Here is an 18,088-nt window from a genome sequence, read left to right as displayed (position 1 = left end):
TATTCAATTGGGCGATTTTTTAACACATCTTGAGGAATACGTCAAAAACTTATATTGCCGCATGGGAATGACCGCCCCTCTCCATATTGATATGCAGATGATTGCCAAGGAGCTTGACATTTGGATTCATTTTGAAGATACGCACAGTATGATGCTGAAGCGGGACGGCATGTACAGCATCGTCCTGAATCAAAAAAAGTCACCCGAAGAGCAATGGCAGGATTTTGCGCACGAACTGTGCCATGTGCTGAAGCATACCGGCAACCATTTTCATATGAACAAGCTGTTCAGGGAACTGCAGGAATTTCAGGCCAACCATTTTATGTACCACTTCTGTGTGCCGACCTTTATGCTGTTAAACATGGAGCTTCCCCAACGGAGAAGCCATGCCGTTATTTTAATCGCAGCCGCTTTCCGGGTGACGGCATCATTTGCGGAAAAAAGGCTGGAGCTGTTTGAACGGCGTAAAGCAGGTATTCAATTTCAGAAGCGGCTCGCTTGTCTGTTATCCGACAAGCGGCCGAATGTGTATTATGAAAGCGGACAGACACACTTGCATGCCGCTGACGAAAAAACGCCGTATTTTATTGAAAATTAGCGATACTCCGCCGGCAGAGTGTCAGCATTTTGACATCGGAGGAAGAGTATTGTGAAGCCACATTGGCGCTGGTTTAAGATGAGGCGCAGATGCGAACGCGACCGGGGCCGAAATATATCTGAACTCGCCCCGTCCGTCAAAGGCTTCACCGCGGGCCCATCTTCCTTGTGAACTCTCATCTCCTCTGGAAAAGTTAAACAGGTCATACGACACTTCCTGCTTTTCGAGTTCACGCGGAAACGTCACAGGTACAACAATGTCCCGTTCTCTTTCTTCCAGCTCTTTTATCGCCGCATACCACATATTTTGATGATACGTATCTCTTGCAATTAAAAAGGACAGCATATCCCTGACACCCGGATCGTCAGTCATCGCATACAGCCGGGTCACCTGAAGACGTCCCTGGGATTCCGCATTTAAATTTGCCCGAAAATCTGCAAGTAAATTCCCGCTGGAAATAATGTATTTCGCATTCCAAGGGTATCCTTCAGCGTCAGCCGCCATTGCGCCTAAACCTGCAACAATGGCGTGCTGCGGATTCATTCCCCCCATAACAGCCGCGACGGCCGGGTCACTTTTATAGGCGTTTTCCTGCACATCAGCCGGCGCATCGTCCAAGAGCCTTGAAATCATCGTCGCAAGCATTTCCACATGCCCGATCTCTTCCGTTCCGACATCATGCAGCAAATCTCTATATTTTTCATCGGCACGGCAGTTAAAGCCTTGAAACAAATATTGCATCATGACGCTGATCTCACCGTACTGCCCTCCAAGCACTTCTTGAAGCTTTTTCGCGTAAGCCGGATCAGGACAAGACGGCTTTGCGCGGTATTGAAGCTCTTTAATATGATAAAACATACTCATTCCCCCATTCTTTCAAACAATCTTAGTGTATGAAAGAATGGGCAGGCGGTGCGAGTCCGTTTCTTCACTCATAAAAACCGGCCTTTACGGCTTCTACATACCGAAAAAACAGATCGGTTGGCGTATATTTTTCTCCCCGGCAGCCAAAATTGCTGAACAGCGCGTGTCTCTGCGCCGTGCTCACTTCCAATTGCAGCCCCATTTTCCTTTTTGTCCGATTGACAATGTTGCCGGGATTTACACCTGCCAGCCGATCATTCTTCTCTGTCAGCTCGGCATCAAATCCCGCTTCACGCAGCAGATCACAAATCAGTCTTGCTTTTTCCAGATCCGCGCCCCCGACGAGTGTATTTGCCTTTTTCAGATCATGATACCCATGAAAAGCCAATCCGTAATGATGGGCGGTCACTTTTTCTAAAGCCAGGGGTTCGTCAAAGCGTGTGCTTGTCAAATGGAGAGAACGGTTATCGCACCGCTTCGTTCCTTCAAATAAATAAATTGAGCTTTGGTCAGAAAATGCCCGCACCAGCTCACTGACTCCCGGCTCAATCCTGCCGCCGTGGGGAGCGAGGACGATACATTTACTTCCCTCTTTTTCTTCATAAATAATTCTGTATTCCGATTCAGCAGCAGAAAGGGCTGCGAAATTGTCATATCTATCTTTCATGTGTAGCATGCTCTCCTTTTCCAGTCAGCACCAGTTTACTCTACTCATCTGGGAATGGAAACCTTTTTATAGTATGATTTGATAGAATACGTATCAGGGGGGATATATCATGGGATTCATCAATGGATTGCTGGGCAATGCGTCGACAATATCGACGGCTGAAGCAAAAGCAGAACTGGCTCGTATTCTGCTGGAAGGTGAGAATGTCAACGCCGCATTTAAGCTCGTCCGGGATATCATTGTCTTTACGGATAAGCGTCTTATTCTTGTTGATAAACAGGGACTCACGGGGAAGAAAACGGAGATTCAATCCATTCCGTACAAGAGCATTTCCAGATTCAGCGTAGAAACCGCCGGCCGCTTTGACCTTGATTCAGAGCTGAAAATTTGGATTTCAGGCGCGGAACTTCCCGCTGTCTCAAAGCAGTTTAAAAAAGATGAAAGCATTTATGATATTCAAAAGGCCCTTGCAGCAGTTTGTATGTAAGAAGAAACGGAAGCCCGGGGAGCTTCCGTTTTATTGATTACAGTTTTTCTTCAATTTTCGCCTTCGTTTTCGGGCCGTAAATTCCGTCTGCCGTTAATCCGCTGACGGATTGAAAACGTTTTACGGCATTTGCCGTCTTCGGACCGTAAACGCCGTCCGCCCCATGATTTTTTGCTCCTTTATCGGGATAAAAATAAAGAGCGGATAAAGCGTTTTGCACTTGTTTTACGTTTGTCCCTTTCGTCAGCGGTTTCGTCACTTTGATCACACCGGATGGAAGCGGATAGGAAGACACAGCCTGACTTTTTGAAGAAGAACCCGTCTGAGCGAGCTTGATCACTTGTCCGACTGTAATGTGATTCGGATCGGTGATATGGTTGATGCTTTGCAGCGATTTTACGCTGACACCGTGCGATGCGGCGATTTCCGATAAGGTGTCGCCTTTTTTCACATGGTATTCAGACGCGGAAGAAGCAATAGAGGCTTTTTTCGCCGGCATACTCCCGCTTAATTTCTTTTCAATCTTCGCCTTCACTTCATCCCAGCGGCCTTCAGACAAAATGCGGTGCGGGCAGTACTTTCCGTTCCAGTCCTGATGCTTTCTGATTCTGTCAATCCCCCAGCCCCGTTCTTTCAAAAGCTGCGCCGCGAACGCAATCGCCAGTTCTTCTGCGGCTCTGTACCGTTCGCCGCCTGACTTGCTGTAACAGATTTCTATAGCAATCGACTTTCGGTTTCCGGTACCGTTCGTGCCGTCTCCCGAATGCCAGGCATTCCGGTCCAACGGAATTCCCTGGATCACTTCTTTGTCATCAACCGCAAAATGATAGCTCGTTGATTCGCTGTTTCCCGTCATATAGCTGATTTCATTAGCGGCGGATGCGTCGTTTGCCGTGTTATGAATGGTAATATACTCCGGCGTCATCGGATTCGGACATTTTAACGCATATTTATCAGCCGATACGAGCCGTTTTTTCACTTCAATCCCCACTCTTCATCTCTCCTTATGCCTTTTTCATCAATAGGTGGCATTCGTAGGACAGATAACTTGAGCACATAGACCCTGTATTCGGATAAAAATGGAATGGATACGCATGCAAAAAATAAGACCCTTCCAAAGAAGGGTCTTTATGTTATGTTTGGTTGCGCGCGGCAATATGGAATGTGCCGTCCGCTTGGTTTTCCAAATGGCTTTCATGGCCGATCACCTGTGTAAAGCTGAATCCGACAGCAACAAGCAGCAATCCTGACAACAGTTTAGATTTCATATAGACAATCTCCTCTCTGGATTTGTTTTTGGGCGTGCACCATTTTTTCATAAAACGTGAGCGCTTTTTCAGGCTGTCCGTGTTTCATGTAAAATTTGGCAGCATCATGCGCCAATTCTTCCACATACGGATACAGCATGTGTTCTTCCAGAAAATCAAACGTGTGCCTGACGGATGCGTTATCCATTTCCTTGCCGTATAACGCATGTAAAAATTGGAACAGATTCACAAACAATTCATCATTGTATTCGCGGGCGATACTGAGCCCGAGACGGTATTGCTTCTCTGCTTCGGCTGTAGTGTTCTGTTTATAAAGAACCTGTGTTAATGAGTAAATAGAATGCGGAAGATTATCGAACTTTTCTGACCTGCAAATGGAAACGGATGTCTCAAAATATTCGGCTGCTTTAGAGAGGTCTCCCATTTTTTCGTAACAGTTTCCGAGATTATATAAGGCTGAACTGATAAGACGGGGATTGCCTTCTTGTTTTGCAAGATCTAAAGCAAGTTCTAAGTGGGGCAATGCTCTTTCTGGATACTGCATGTCATCATAATTCCCTGCAATAACGAATTCACATTGGATTCTGCGGACGTTGTACGTCTCATACGATTGGTACGTTTCAAGGGCTTGAACGGCATAACTCATGGAGACGTAGGTTTGTTTCAGGTTGTAAAATATCTCGGCCATTTTAAAAGCAAACTCAGCTTTCTCGATGTCATCAGAAACGAGTGCAAGGTTTTTTTCAGCCCGTTTGTAATACATCATGGCGTTTAGGAACATTTTCTGTTTAAATTCGTACATTCCTCGAAAAAAATTAAAGTAGTAATCAAGCAGTCCTGTCAGTTTATACTGGTTGCCTTCAATGTCTTCCAATAATTCTGAAAACTCAGGCTGAGAAGGGTCCTCCTTTAAGGGCTTGATGTAATCCAGCATGACACGGTGTCTGAATTCCATTAATGAATAATACAGCAGCAGATCCTGATCTTCTTCCATATCCTCGATCTCTCTCTCTACTTCACGTTTGACGCGCTCCGCCTCAAGAACGTGAAACTGCCGGATATGGGTATACCATTCATTAATTTTGAGCCCGACAAAAGAGGACGGAATAGTCTGCTTCATCCTCAATAAATCCCCCCTTTTGGAATGACCGAGATATGTCATATTTTATCATATTTGCTAGAAAAAGAAGAACGCAAAAAGACCGCAATTGTCGAATTTCGGATATCCGCAACGATTTATCTCCGTCACAAGCTTATTGCTTGTTTCTTCCGTGCCGTTGATATAGCATATCCTTGCAGCTTTTTATTCTGTATTAAATGGGGGTTTTCACATGACAGCACAAAATCAGTTGGTCAGCCACTTTCTGTCACATCGAAACGTAACGATTGAGCTGGCGGAAAAAATCAGCCGCGAACATTACGATTACAAGCCGGCAGAGACATCAATGTCCGCTCAGGAACTTGTAAAACACATGGTTTATTCTTTTCTTATGTTTGCAAACGTCATTAACGACGGAAACGCATCAGCCATCCAGAACAAACCGAAAGAAGAAGCAGAAACAGACCTCGTCAAACTGGCTGAAACGTGTACTGAAAAAACGACAAACATCCTGTCACAGCTGACAGAAGAGCAGCTGAACCGCGAAATTGACCTGACCGCCTCTTTCGGCAGAAAAGTGACCGGCGCGGCTCTCCTTCAGCTTGCCATGGAGCATGAAATTCATCATAAAGGCAATCTTTTCGTGTATGTCAGAGAAATGGGCCACACGGAACTTCCGTTTTATCAGCAAAAATCATAATCCGGCCATCCGCCGGTCTGCGACATAACAGCAGGCTGGCGGATTTTTTGTTCTGCATAAAATTTTCCGAAAATTTAATTGATTACCGCCTCTTAATCATATATAATCTGATAAAAATAGTAGGATTATTCAGGAGGCACACAGATGACTGTAAGCATTGTGTTTATGGGTTTCTTTGTCGGAACGCTTGTCGGATTGACGGGTGTGGGAGGAGCAGCGCTCTTGACTCCTTTACTGATCGTTTTGGGGATCAACCCCTCAATCGCCGTCGGCACTGACCTTTTATATAACTCCATCACCAAACTGTTCGGTGTCGTTTCTCATTGGAAGCAGCGCACCGTTCAATTTAAACTTGTCGGTTACTTGGCGCTCGGAAGCATTCCCAGCGCAACAGCCGCCATCGGTGTTCTTCACTTGTTTCCCGCTTTTCACCAGCATCAGGAGCAGATTATCAAACAGGCGCTCGGCTACGTACTGACCCTTGTCGCCATTTCCATTATCGCCCGCCTTTTTTTCGATAAAAAACTGCGGCCGAACCGCTGGCAGCAAAAAACGCTTGAAGAAAAGCGGACACTCATGATACTGATCGGCGTCATTTTCGGCTTCATCGTCGGCCTGACATCTATTGGATCCGGCTCATTATTTGCGATCGCCATGTTATACCTGTTCAGAATGAAAACGGCAGAAGTGGTGGGAACGGATATCGCACATGCCTTTCTGCTCGTAACTGCTGCCGGTCTGTTAAACGCAAGCTTTGGAAGCGTCGATTACCTGCTTGTATTGAATCTGTTGATCGGCTCTGTGCCGGGTGTGCTTCTCGGCAGCTTCTTTTCGCCGAAATTCTCACCGCGCCCCCTGCAGTTTGTGATGGCGGCGATTATTTTAATCAGCGGAATAAAACTAATATAAAAAAGGCGGTCTGTTGTCAGATCGCCTTTTCCCTTATAACGTCACACCGGACTTAAAGATTGCAAGCTCCCGAAAATCGTTTTTTTCGTTATTGACGAATTCTCCGCTTGCAACTTTGATGATGTATTGAATAAAATCTCTTATAATGTGATCTTCTGTTGTTTGGTCTTCCGCCAATCTCCCCGCGTTGTAATCAATCCAATGAGGCTTTGATTGAAATAAATCGGTATTTGTTGATACTTTCACAGTCGGGACAAATGTGCCGAACGGCGTGCCTCTTCCGGTTGTAAACAAAACGATGTGACAGCCCGCCGCGGCGAGCGCTGAAGAAGCGATTAAATCATTGCCGGGCGCACTGAGCAGTGTCAATCCCTTTGTTTTCAGTGTTTCACCGTATGTCAGCACATCAGAAACCGGTGCAAGACCGGCTTTTTGGGTGCAGCCGAGCGACTTGTCTTCGAGCGTTGAAATGCCGCCTTCCTTATTCCCTGGTGACGGGTTTTCATAAATCGGCTGCTCGTGCTTCATAAAATATTGCTTGAAATCATTGATCAATCGGACTGTTTTATGAAACACTTCTTCACTCGCCGCGCGCTGCATGAGAATCGTCTCAGCGCCGAACATCTCAGGCACCTCCGTTAAGACCGTGCTCCCTCCCTGTGCAATCAAGTAGTCTGAAAATCTCCCTAATAAAGGGTTTGCCGTAATGCCGGAAAAACCGTCCGACCCGCCGCATTTCAATCCGATGCTCAATTCTGACAGCGGAATCTCCTCACGTTTATCTCCCTTTGCCGTAAGATGTATCTCTTTAAGAAGCGCAGTCCCCGCTTCAATTTCATCTGTGACAGCTTGTGATTCGAGAAATTTCACACGATCTCCGTTCACTTCAGAAAGGGTTTCCCTAATCGCCGCCAGCTCATTATTTTCACAGCCGAGCCCTAAAACCAGCACACCGCCCGCATTTGGATGGCGGATGGCGTTTATCAGCATTTGTTTCGTATTCTCATGATCATCGCCAAGCTGGGAGCATCCGTATTGATGCTTTAAAACCAGCACATTATCAAAGGGCGCAATGTCTTTCGTCTCTTTTACGAAGCGCTGCAGGATTTTCTCAGCGACGCCGTTTATGCAGCCGACTGTAGGCACGATCCACAGTTCATTCCGGACGCCGAATGTACCGTTTTCTCTTCTGTAACCTTTAAATGTCCGGTTCTCATTTGTAAAAGGATTGTCCTCGAAGCGCGGTGAATACGTGTATTCTTGCACATCGGATAAATTCGTTTGCAGATTATGGGCATGAATATGCTCGCCGGCCGAAATCCGCCTTGTCGCACGCCCGATCGAAAAACCGTATTTAATGATGCTGCCGTTTTCTTCAATGGTTTGCAGCGCGATTTTATGCCCCCGCTTGACAGGGTCCTTCACTTCAATCGTCAGTCCGTCTGTATGCAGCCGCTCTCCTTTGTTAAAATGGCGCATGGCGAGAAGCACGTTATCGTTTTTATGGATTTTTATGACCTCTTTCATTTCACTTCCCCCTTTTTTCCGCAGCATTCATGTAACGCATGCTTCATACCCCGCTTATGAATGACAGACAGAAAAAAAGCCGTTCGTTCAGTCAGCCCCGGAAGATGATTCAGATTCTTCCCCCACAATCGCTCTTCTCCTAATATGGCAGATGCCGCTTGAAACATATCATCTTTGCAACGGGACCGCGCCATTTGAAAACGGTTAAGAACCTCCTCGCCGTCTGCCGGTTTGTTCGGTCCGTTCCAGTATGAATAGATCATGGCGCTGAACGAAAATACCAGCTTCTCAGGTAGCCGGCCCTCCTGTTCGATATAAGCCCTCAGCGTCGGCAGGTTTCTTGTTTTGAATTTCGCGGCGGCGTTAAGGGTAATGCTTTGCAGATAATGGTGGATATAAGGGTTTTTAAACCGCTGTAACACGTCTGCCGCGTATTGGGTGACACCCTCCATTTGCAGCACAGGGAGGATTTCTTCATTGATCAGCTCTTCGATGAATCTGCCCGTCACCTCGTGCTCAGCCGCTTCCCGGACGGTTTGCAGTCCGTATAGTAAAGCCACTGGCGCCAATGCCGTGTGAGCGCCGTTTAAGATTCTCACCTTTTTTGTCCTGTAAGGCGTAAGGTCAGATGTGATCAGTGCGTTCAGCCCGGCCTCAGCAAAAGGAAGCTCATTCTGAAGCTGTTCCGGCCCTTCTATCACCCACAAATAATAATGCTCACCAACCACAAGCAGACGGTCTTCGTATCCGAGAAAATCGGTAAGTTCTTCCGCGGTATCAACAGGAAATCCGGGAACAATCCGATCCACGAGGGTATTGCAGAAGATGTTCGCGTCATGAATCCATTGAGTAAAATCAGGTTCCAGCTCCCACAGCCCGGCATATTGAAGCACGGCCGCCTTCAGTTTCCGTCCGTTTTCTTCGACCAGTTCACATGGAAGCACTATACACCCTTTCTCGGCGTCACCCGCAAATGCCTTATAGCGGAAATAAAGGAACGCCGCTAATTTCCCGGGGAATGTTTTTTGAGGTCTATCCTCAAGCCGGTCGCCTTTCTCCAACGTAATTCCCGCTTCCGTCGTATTGGAAATGATAAAACGAAGATCCTCTTGTGCTGCCAGCCGTTTAAAGGAATCATAGTCAGAAAAAAGATCAATGCCGCGGCTGATGGATTTGACGATCGTGTGTTCTTCAGCCGGTTTTCCGTCCTTTATCCCCTGCAAAAAAAGCGTAAATAAACCGTCCTGTTCGTTTAAACGTTTGATTTTCTCAGAGCCTCTCGGCTGTACGGCGACCACGCTTCCGTTAAAATCCGTCAATTGATTCAATTGATCGATCTGCCAGTCAGCGAAAGCCCGCAAAAAGTTGCCTTCACCGAACTGAAGGACTTTTTCAGGATATTGAATGTATTCGCCGCACATCTTTTTATTCAGCTGCCGCAAGCTGTCCGCCTCCTTCTGTATTTATGCACACGTTAACATTTTACAGTTCGAAAACCCGGATAATCAGACGGGCCGTTATGTGAGTTTTTTAATGGAATCTCTTATCATCACCTCGGTGTTTTCGTATATTTTTTCCGCCGCCGTATCCGGGTCGGCGATTAGCGCCAAAATCTTCTCTGCGCCGAGTATGCTGATGTTTTCAACCGGGCGTTTTACTGTCGAAAGCCTCGGCGTCATGTATTGGGAAATGCCGATGTCATCAAACCCGATAACGGATATATCTTCCGGAACGTTCAGGCCCTTGGCGAAAATGGCGTTCATCGCCCCGATCGCCATATCATCGTTTGAACAAAAAACAGCCGTAGGCGGTGATTGAAGCGCCAAGAGTTTTTCCATCGCCTGACTGCCGCTTTCCATATCATAGCGGCCTTTTACACTGTATTCATGCTTAATCGGAATAGAATGATCAATTAAAGATGTCAAATAGCCTTCTTTCCGCTGAGAAGTTGACCTGAATCCTTCCTTTCCCTCAATGATCGCGATATCTCTGTGTCCGTTTGCGATCAGGCAGTCGACCGCCTGTCTGGAGCCTTCTTTATCGTTTGACAGGATATTCGTGATGCTCCGGTCATCAATATCCCGGTTCAGCACGACAAGCGGGATGTTTTTCTCGCGGATATGATAAATAAATGAATTATCACTGTCGCTTTGGCTCATTAAAATGATTCCGTCATATCTCATGGGCGTAATGGTTTCAAAGCTTTTCAGGTCGTCAATCGCGCGGACGAACAAATTGTATTCCTCACTGATTGTGCGGTTTACACCTTTGATGGTATCGGAAAAAAAGCTGTGTGAGGTTCCGTTTGTGATGCTTGTAAAAAACAGCCCGATCGTATGGGACTTTTGCATGGCAAGGCTTTTTGCATTTACATTCGGTGTGTAATTCAGCTGTGAAGCGAGCTCTAATATTTTCTGTTTTGTATGCTCTTTAATGTAGGGGCTGCCGTTAAGTGCCCGGGATACGGTTGTGTGGGATACGTTGGCGAGTTTTGCGATATCTTTTATGGTTACCATCGTTTTTCCTTTCTTTCTGTATGCTGTCATTTATTTCTATTGTACCATTAACGGACAGTCCATAAAATCACTAAAGTTAAGGTTTTGCATGATGTAAGTCCTGAACGAGCTCGGCATGCTGCCGGTCCGTCAGTTTATACATTAAACCGATAATCAGCATGGCGCACGCTAAAGCGAAAGCCGGGTACAGCAGCAGAAGCCCTTTAATCCCGATTAACGTGCCTTTTGTCTGAGATGCATTCGGGATATAGCCGATAACGCTCAGCCCGATGCCTGAAAGAAAACCTGATAAAGATTGGGCGAGTTTTCTGGAGAAGTTGAAAAGCGAATATGTCGTCGCCTCCTTCCGTTCACCCGTCTTCCATTCTCCGTAATCAATAATGTCCGACACAAGCGCCCACGTAATGCCGTTTGGTATGCTGATCCCGATAAAAGCAATGCTCGCTAACGCCGTAAAGATAAATACGTTTGACGGCAGACAGAAATTCAGCGCATCAGCCGCGGCGCTGACGGCAAAACCGATCATCACCGTTTGCTTTTTTCCGAAATGTTTGACGAGTTTCGGCATAAACAAAACACCTAAAAATGAAGAACCGATGATGATAAAACTCATGTAGGACATCAGCTCCGCATTGTTGAGATTGTACTGGGCGAAGTAAACAAGCATAGCGGATTTAATGTTGTATGCCGATATTGAGAAAATCGTCATGAAAACGACGGTCAGAAGCGGTTTGTTGCCGATAAAGCATTTGAAAACCGACATGACGGACAGCTTTTCTTTCGGCGCTTCACGGACGATAATTCTTTCTTTGCAGTTTCGGTAGCAGATCATAAATCCCGCGATTCCGATTACGGCCATCATTCCCATGACTGCCGGGTAGCCGATGTGAACGTTATCAAAATGAACAAGAATCGGGATGACGATGACACTTGTAATGAGCAGCGCGCCGAGGGAGCCTATCTGGCGGAATGCGGAAAGCGCCGTTCTGTCCTCCGCATCCTGTGTAATGGCCGCGCCGAGGGAGCCGTACGGAATATTGACGAAAGAATAAGCGATCCCCCACAGCATGTAAGAAGCATAGGCGTACACAAGCTTCCAGGTGACGCTCACGTCCGGTGACACAAAAATCAATACGGTCATGACCGCAAGAATAATACTTCCGAATAATAAGTACGGCCTGAATTTCCCCCGGGGTCCGATCTTTTTTCTGTAGTCAATGGCCGAGCCGACAATCGGATCAGTCAAAGCCGCAAACAGCTTGCTGACCAAAAAAATACTGCCGGCGAACGCTGCCGGAATGCCTGCGACATCTGTGAAAAACTTCAGCAAATAGATCTGCCCGAGATCAAACATAAATCCGTTCCCAAAATCTCCAAAACCATAGGATACTTTTTCTTTCAGACTCAGCTTATGCTCCTTCACTTTTGCGGCAGGTGCTGTCACGACAGGCACATTACTCATAGGCCACCTCTTTCATTCCATTTTTTAAAAGCGGAAATATTCCTCAGCATTCCGGTAACAAATCCCCTCGACAATCTTTCCTAAAAGCTCCATATCGTAAGGCGCTTCGCCTTGTTCCGCCCAGCCGCCGATCAGCGTGCAGACAAGCCGCCTGAAGTATTCATGGCGGGGATAGGACAGGAAACTTCTTGAATCCGTCAGCATCCCGATAAAACGGCTGAACAGGCTCATGTTTGATAACGCTTTCATTTGTTGGAGCATTCCATCTTTCGTGTCATTGAACCACCAGGCTGTGCCGAATTGAATTTTCCCCGGTGTTTTCCCATCCTGAAAGCTGTTGATCATGCTGGCGATAATATAGTTGTCATTCGGATTCAAAGAATACAAAATCGTTTTAGGCAATTGCCGCTTTTTTTCGGCGGAATCTAACAGCCGGGCAAGCGGTTTTGCGATACGTTCATCATTAATTGAGTCATATCCCGTATCAGGACCGAGGCTGCTGAACTTATTTGTATTGGTATTTCTTAACGCGTTAATATGGAACTGCATCGCCCAGTCCAGTTCGGCGTAAAGACCGCAAAGATATTGCAGCGTCCGTGTTTTGAATTTCTTTTCATCTTCAAAAGATACATGCTCTCCGCTTAATCCGGCGGCAAAAATCCGGGCCGCTTCCTCTTCGGTCGTCTCGGCATAAACCATTTGATCTAATGCGTGATCCGACACTCTTCCCCCGGCATTGTGAAAAAAGCGGACGCGGGATTCTAACGCATCTAAATACGATTGGTAGGTGGTGACAGCCATTCCGGAAGCGCTCTCCAGCGAACGGACCCAATCGGCAAAACCCGGGCTGCTGATGTCCAGTCCTTTGTCAGGCCGAAATCCGGGCAGCACTTGAACCGGAAAATCACTTTCTTTCAACAGTTCGTGGTATGTCAGCGCATCGGCAGGATCGTCGGTTGTGCAAATGACTTTGACATTTGATTTCAGAATGAGATCCCTTGCGCCAAACCCGTCTCCCTGCAGGAGCTCATTCGTTTTTTTCCAAATTGCCGCGGCCGTTTTTTCATTCAATACGTCATAAATGCCGAACCAGCGCTGCAGCTCTAAATGCGTCCAGCTGTACAGCGGATTGCCTATCGCCATCGGCACCGTTTTTGCCCAGGCGAAAAACTTCTCTTCATCTGAAGCGTTTCCGGTAATACAGCGCTCTTCAATGCCGTTGGCCCTCATGATCCGCCACTTGTAGTGGTCACCGTAAAGCCATGCCTCCGTAATCGTTGCGAAGGTTTTATTTTCATAGATTTCCTTTGGGCTTAAGTGACAGTGATAATCAATGATCGGCATGTTTTCAGCGTATTCCCGGTACAGCTTTACGGCCGTTTTACTATCCAGTAAAAAATCATCACCCATAAAAGCTTTCATACTTTCATCCTCCCTCTTAAAAAAATGTTAACGTTAACAAAATGGTTCTTTTTTATTTTAGCTTCCTCTTTCTCACATATCAATCATTTTTATTTTATTTTTCAGAAAATTGTATCCGTTAAAAAAAGACACTGCCGAGAAAGTCCGGCAATGTCTTCTGTGTGATCTTAAGAATTAGTAAGCGAGGCTGAATAATCCTTTGATATGTGTTAAATAACGTACGTTACTTGCTTCTTTCATTAAAGATGCCGGAAGACCTTTCAGCGGAGTAGAGTTCGCTCCGATGATGGCAACCGCGTCTTTACGTCCGAGGCTTGCAAGCGTACCAGAGTTTACAGGCTTGAATGTTTCAAGCGTTTTTCCTTCTAAGTAAGCGAACAGGTTGTAACCGACAAGTTCACCCATCTGCCAAGCGATTTGCGCTGTCGGCGGGTACGGACGGCCGTCCGGCGCAAAGTATACAGCGCTGTCTCCGACAACGAATACATCTTCGTGAGAAGTAGATTGTAAGAAATCGTTAACCGTCGCACGGCCGCGGTTCACTTCAAGGCCGGATTCGCCGACTAACGGGTTGCCTTGTACGCCGCCTGTCCATACAAATGTGTTGGCAACGACTTTTGAACCGTCTTTCAGATCAATAACGTTTCCTTCAACATTTGTAACAGGAAGACCTGTTAAGAACTCAACGCCGCGTTTTTCAAGACTTTTTGTCGCGCGTTCGATAAGGTCATCAGGAAGAACAGGAAGAATTTTCGGACCTGCTTCTACTAATTTCAGTTTGATTTCTTTCGGATCTACGCCGTATTTTTTCGTAAGGTTCGGCATGATGTCAGCAAGCTCACCGACAAGCTCGACGCCTGTTAAGCCGCCGCCGCCGATAAGGATCGTTGCATCAGCTTCGTTTTTCGTTTTAGCGTATTCACGCACACGGTCTTCCACGTGTTTGTATACTTTGTTGGCATCAGCAGCAGATTTCAGCACCATGCTGTTTTCTTCGAGTCCAGGAATGCCGAAATAAGCCGTAACAGAACCAAGTCCGACAACAAGCGCGTCATAAGTCAGCTTAGAACCGTCAGAAAGGGCAACTTCTTTCTTATCAACTGAGAAAGAATTGACTTCTGCGATTTTAATGTCGACGTCTTTTCCTTTCAGAAGTTTTTCAAGCGGCATAGCAACAGCCTGTTCAGACACGTTGCCTGCTGCAAGGCGGTGCAGTTCCGTAATGATTTGGTGAGTCGGGTATTTGTTCACAACGGTTACGCGTGCTTCATCTTTACTGTAATGTTTGCGAACGGTTAAAGCAGAAAGAACTCCGCCGTAACCAGCGCCTAAAATGACAATATGTTTTGACATCGTATATCCTCCGTCCTTTATATCAATTTGAATCTGAGATTATTTTTGTTTTTCGTTCATGATTTCAAGATAGCTGTTAGCAAAACGGAACAGCTTTTGAGCTTGAGGATCTTTCAGCATGCGCAGCAGGCCGAAAAGTCCGATCGTTTCATTGCTTGCATCCGCGCGGTCTTTTGCTTCGATCGCAGTAGCCGCCACTTCTTTCGCTGTTTCTTTCACCGGCTCAAGAATTTCTGTAAGCGCACCCACTGTATCGCTCTTCAATACTTCGTCTGTCGCTACAGACTGTGCAAAATCATAAGACTTCGTTAAAATATTTACTAACTCAGTCAGTTTTGGAAGCTGATCCACTAAAACAGTCAGTGATTCTTGAACTTCAGGTTTTAGCAGCTGATCAATAAGATCGCGTTGGCCTTGGCTGACAGATGCATTTGTTTGATCGATTGTTTCTGGCATATCCGATTCTCCTTTACTATAAGCAGTATGCTGATTTTTTTGGAAAGGGTAGCCTTTCCCCCTTCATGCAGAAAAGCATGAAAAAGCAAGATTGTGAATTCATGCACAATCATTTACAAAAATAAATGTTTACTACCCAGTTTTTCACTTTGCCATATCCAGTATTATTTTTATATCAACAAAAACAATTGAATAAGTCAAAATTTCTTTTTCCTCTCTGAAAATAGCAAACATAAAAAACCCCAATTTGATTTACTCTTATATAATAACACTTTTTGAACAAAATTTGAACGTGAATTGTTTCGTTTATGAAATTATTTATATGGCGGGGGTGTAATAACGTTTCTTTTAGGCTATTTTTTTACAGACCATCCGCTTTTCCCCTGTCATTTTTCCCACAATTTTAAAAGCGGGCCCGATTTTCCCGTAAAGGGGTCGCATTCCGGGAGCGGGACACGGCTGATTTCTTCTGAAGTTCTATCATTTTTCTCCGTTTTTGTATCGTACTGCCGGCCGCCCGGATAAGCCCCGATCACGGTAAAATCAGAACTGCCCGACAGTTTTTTATGTCCGGTGCCGGCCGGAATGACCGCTGCGTCTCCCATTTGAAGAACGGCGTCCGCTCCTTGTTCCCCGCCGAACCTCAAAACCGCGTTTCCTTTTACCGCGACAAGAACTTCGTGCGTGGTGCTGTGAAAATGGTGATACGGAAATACTCCGCCCGTCCAGCTGTTCGACCAATCGTGCCGGCGGAGGACGGACTCTGCTTTTTGTACCGTTTCTTCATTAAATACCGCTTTATAAATAACAAGCGGAAGATTCGGGTTATTCGGAATGCGGCCGTCATCTTCGAAATAAAGCACTTGAATATCCTCTTTCTGCACTGTTTTCACCTCCGTATATGTCTGTTTCCCATTCATCATTTGTTAAAACGCTATTTTCTCATATTCCATTGCGAAGCCTGCCGGTGAATAGTATAGTATAAAAAAATATGTGTCAAAATGAGGGATTTAATGAAAGCCATCGTGATCGGAATATTGGCATCTCTGTTTTTTGCAGTCACCTTTATTTTAAACAGGGCGATGGAGCTTTCCGGCGGAAGCTGGATGTGGAGCTCTTCCCTGCGTTTTCTTTTTATGGTTCCGTTTTTATTTTTGATCGTTTATGCGAAAGGAAAATGGGCGCCGCTCTGGCATGAAATCCGAAAAAAACCGTTTTTTTGGCTGAAGTGGAGTTTTACCGGGTTCGTGCTGTTTTATGCCCCGATTACGTTTGCGGCGGCATATGGGCCGGGCTGGCTGATCGCCGGCACGTGGCAGATTACAATTGTCGCGGGTGTGCTTCTGTCGCCGTTTTTCTACGAAACAAAACATTCACCGGCGGGCTCGGTTTCTGTCAGACAAAAGATCCCGCTGATTTCGCTGGTTACTTCCGTCATCATCCTGATCGGAGCCGGTCTGATTCAGCTTCAGCATGCGGGTTCTCTGTCCGGCCGCACGATACTATTCAGCGTGGTGCCGGTCGTCATTGCCGCTTTTGCCTATCCGCTCGGCAACCGCAAAATGCTGGAACAATACGGCGGAAAACTCGATACGTTTCAGCGGGTGCTCGGCATGACGCTCGCAAGCCTTCCGTTTTGGCTTTTGATCGCCGCTTTCGGCTGGCATAGAGACGGGCTTCCCTCAATGGGACAGACATTCCAATCCTTTATCGTCGCACTCAGTTCTGGCGTTATCGCAACAGTATTATTTTTCCGCGCCACCGATATGGTGAGGAATGAGCCGCAGAAGCTCGCTGCTGTTGAGGCGACGCAGTCCGGAGAGGTTCTTTTTGCACTGATCGGCGAAATCGTCTTTTTATCCGCGGTGTTTCCGTCACTTCTTTCATTTGCCGGACTGTTCATTATTATTGCGGGAATGGTCATGCATACATTCGCTTCCCGGCAGACAGACCAGAAAACGGCTGAGCAAACGTCAGCCAATCTCACCGGTTCCTGATTTTTTACGAAAGGTGTCATCCTGTATGAAAGAAGAAACTCCGGCAATATCTTTTCTGTCAGCCGGCAAACGCTTTGAACAAAACAATACGTCCTTTGATGTCCTAAGCCGTGTAACCGGACATATTCAAAAAGGTTCTATCACGGCGTTGATAGGGCCTTCCGGCGCGGGAAAAAGCACATTGCTGTCACTTTGCAATCTGATGAATACACCTGATGAAGGGGAAGTGCTTGTATTCGGAAAAGAAATAAGACACTGGGACATCAGAGAGCTCAGAAAAACCGCGGGCCTTGCATTTCAATCAGCTCCCGTCATGGACGGCACGGTGCGGGACAACCTTCTGCTCGCAGAAAAACTCCACGGGGCACAGCACTATACGCCTGAAGAGCTCGCAGATTTTACAGATCTTCCGCGCGGGCTTCTGGATCGAAATGCAAAAGAATTATCCGGAGGTCAGCGGCAGAAGCTCTCATTAGCGCGAACTCTCGCCGGACTGCCGTCCATCCTGCTGCTGGATGAAATCACATCGGCGCTGGACCCGTCATCCGTTCTCACCATTGAGAAACTGATTACGAAACTCCATCGGCAAAAACAGCTGACGATCCTGTGGATCACCCATAACCTTGAACAAGCGGAACGATTATCCGATACAGTATGGTTTATGGCTGAGGGACGGCTTTTAGAGACCGCGGAAACGAAAACGTTCTTTAAAGAACCGAAACACGAAAAGGCCCGGGCGCTTTTACAAGGGAGCGGGTGCTGA

19 protein-coding genes are annotated in these 18,088 nt (G+C 46.5%); 6 read left to right on the top strand and 13 right to left on the bottom strand.

Going from position 1 to position 18,088, the window contains the following annotated elements; genetic code table 11:
• The first annotated feature begins 7 nt into the window (after positions 1–7).
• Complete coding sequence (locus NYE68_RS07035; protein WP_032866122.1) at positions 8–598, top strand: ImmA/IrrE family metallo-endopeptidase; 591 nt, start codon at positions 8–10, stop codon at positions 596–598.
• Positions 599–619: 21 nt separating this feature from the next.
• On the opposite strand, the gene NYE68_RS07030 is transcribed toward NYE68_RS07035, so the two are convergent.
• Both NYE68_RS07030 and NYE68_RS07025 read right to left on the bottom strand, forming a co-directional pair.
• Complete coding sequence (locus NYE68_RS07030) at positions 620–1,456, bottom strand: manganese catalase family protein (protein ID WP_015417282.1); 837 nt, start codon at positions 1,454–1,456, stop codon at positions 620–622.
• A gap of 70 nt (positions 1,457–1,526) precedes the next feature.
• Positions 1,527–2,129 (bottom strand): poly-gamma-glutamate hydrolase family protein, encoded by a 603-nt coding sequence (locus NYE68_RS07025; protein ID WP_015417281.1) that lies wholly within the window; start codon positions 2,127–2,129, stop codon positions 1,527–1,529.
• Positions 2,130–2,238: 109 nt separating this feature from the next.
• Here NYE68_RS07025 and NYE68_RS07020 point away from each other — a divergent pair, with 109 nt between their 5' ends.
• A complete protein-coding gene (locus tag NYE68_RS07020; protein WP_007610770.1) occupies positions 2,239–2,616 on the top strand; it encodes a PH domain-containing protein in 378 nt (125 codons plus the stop codon).
• Positions 2,617–2,653: 37 nt separating this feature from the next.
• Here the strand turns inward: NYE68_RS07020 and NYE68_RS07015 are convergent, their stop codons facing one another.
• From NYE68_RS07015 to NYE68_RS07005, 3 genes are all read right to left on the bottom strand, one after another.
• Positions 2,654–3,607, bottom strand: coding sequence for an N-acetylmuramoyl-L-alanine amidase (locus NYE68_RS07015; RefSeq protein WP_015417280.1), 954 nt, complete (start codon positions 3,605–3,607; stop codon positions 2,654–2,656).
• Positions 3,608–3,749: 142 nt separating this feature from the next.
• A complete protein-coding gene (locus NYE68_RS07010; protein WP_003154881.1) occupies positions 3,750–3,884 on the bottom strand; it encodes a PhrA family phosphatase inhibitor in 135 nt (44 codons plus the stop codon).
• Positions 3,874–5,010: a Rap family tetratricopeptide repeat protein gene (locus NYE68_RS07005; protein ID WP_087920760.1), complete on the bottom strand. Its 1,137-nt coding sequence runs from the start codon at positions 5,008–5,010 to the stop codon at positions 3,874–3,876. Before NYE68_RS07005 ends, NYE68_RS07010 begins: the two co-directional genes overlap by 11 nt.
• Positions 5,011–5,215: 205 nt before the next feature.
• On the opposite strand from NYE68_RS07005, the gene NYE68_RS07000 reads away from it, so the two are divergent.
• Together NYE68_RS07000 and NYE68_RS06995 are read left to right on the top strand one after the other, a co-directional pair.
• Positions 5,216–5,683 carry a DinB family protein gene (locus NYE68_RS07000; RefSeq protein ID WP_015417279.1) on the top strand — a complete coding sequence of 156 codons (468 nt, stop codon included), beginning with the start codon at positions 5,216–5,218 and terminating at the stop codon, positions 5,681–5,683.
• A gap of 144 nt (positions 5,684–5,827) precedes the next feature.
• Positions 5,828–6,592 (top strand): sulfite exporter TauE/SafE family protein, encoded by a 765-nt coding sequence (locus tag NYE68_RS06995; RefSeq protein WP_007610763.1) that lies wholly within the window; start codon positions 5,828–5,830, stop codon positions 6,590–6,592.
• 33 nt (positions 6,593–6,625) lie between these two features.
• Here the strand turns inward: NYE68_RS06995 and NYE68_RS06990 are convergent, their stop codons facing one another.
• The 8 genes from NYE68_RS06990 to NYE68_RS06955 form a co-directional block, all read right to left on the bottom strand.
• A complete protein-coding gene (locus tag NYE68_RS06990; RefSeq protein ID WP_033574555.1) occupies positions 6,626–8,119 on the bottom strand; it encodes an altronate dehydratase family protein in 1,494 nt (497 codons plus the stop codon).
• On the bottom strand, positions 8,116–9,561 hold the full coding sequence (locus NYE68_RS06985; protein ID WP_095284740.1) for a tagaturonate reductase: 1,446 nt from the start codon (positions 9,559–9,561) through the stop codon (positions 8,116–8,118). The genes NYE68_RS06990 and NYE68_RS06985 overlap by 4 nt, the downstream gene beginning before the upstream one ends.
• A 75-nt stretch (positions 9,562–9,636) precedes the next feature.
• Positions 9,637–10,635, bottom strand: coding sequence for a LacI family DNA-binding transcriptional regulator (locus NYE68_RS06980; RefSeq protein ID WP_007407297.1), 999 nt, complete (start codon positions 10,633–10,635; stop codon positions 9,637–9,639).
• A 76-nt stretch (positions 10,636–10,711) separates the two neighbouring features.
• Complete coding sequence (locus NYE68_RS06975) at positions 10,712–12,097, bottom strand: MFS transporter (RefSeq protein WP_015417272.1); 1,386 nt, start codon at positions 12,095–12,097, stop codon at positions 10,712–10,714.
• Between the two features lie 24 nt (positions 12,098–12,121).
• Positions 12,122–13,519 carry a glucuronate isomerase gene (gene uxaC, locus NYE68_RS06970; RefSeq protein ID WP_324635930.1) on the bottom strand — a complete coding sequence of 466 codons (1,398 nt, stop codon included), beginning with the start codon at positions 13,517–13,519 and terminating at the stop codon, positions 12,122–12,124.
• A gap of 174 nt (positions 13,520–13,693) precedes the next feature.
• Entirely contained in the window at positions 13,694–14,872 is a 1,179-nt protein-coding gene (locus NYE68_RS06965; RefSeq protein WP_014417508.1) for an NAD(P)/FAD-dependent oxidoreductase, read from the bottom strand.
• A gap of 39 nt (positions 14,873–14,911) precedes the next feature.
• Entirely contained in the window at positions 14,912–15,328 is a 417-nt protein-coding gene (locus NYE68_RS06960) for a DUF1641 domain-containing protein (RefSeq protein ID WP_003154908.1), read from the bottom strand.
• Between the two features lie 386 nt (positions 15,329–15,714).
• Entirely contained in the window at positions 15,715–16,212 is a 498-nt protein-coding gene (locus tag NYE68_RS06955; RefSeq protein WP_014417507.1) for a cupin domain-containing protein, read from the bottom strand.
• Between the two features lie 129 nt (positions 16,213–16,341).
• Between NYE68_RS06955 and NYE68_RS06950 the strand changes: the two genes are divergently transcribed.
• Together NYE68_RS06950 and NYE68_RS06945 are read left to right on the top strand one after the other, a co-directional pair.
• Complete coding sequence (locus NYE68_RS06950) at positions 16,342–17,325, top strand: multidrug resistance efflux transporter family protein (protein ID WP_053285039.1); 984 nt, start codon at positions 16,342–16,344, stop codon at positions 17,323–17,325.
• 25 nt (positions 17,326–17,350) lie between these two features.
• A complete protein-coding gene (locus tag NYE68_RS06945; protein ID WP_053285040.1) occupies positions 17,351–18,088 on the top strand; it encodes an ATP-binding cassette domain-containing protein in 738 nt (245 codons plus the stop codon).

Source organism: Bacillus sp. FSL R5-0447 (assembly GCF_038606125.1).
In the GTDB taxonomy this organism is placed as follows: domain Bacteria; phylum Bacillota; class Bacilli; order Bacillales; family Bacillaceae; genus Bacillus; species Bacillus velezensis.
The sequence above is the reverse complement of the archived record's forward strand: the minus strand, read 5'-3'. Positions and strand labels throughout refer to the sequence as shown.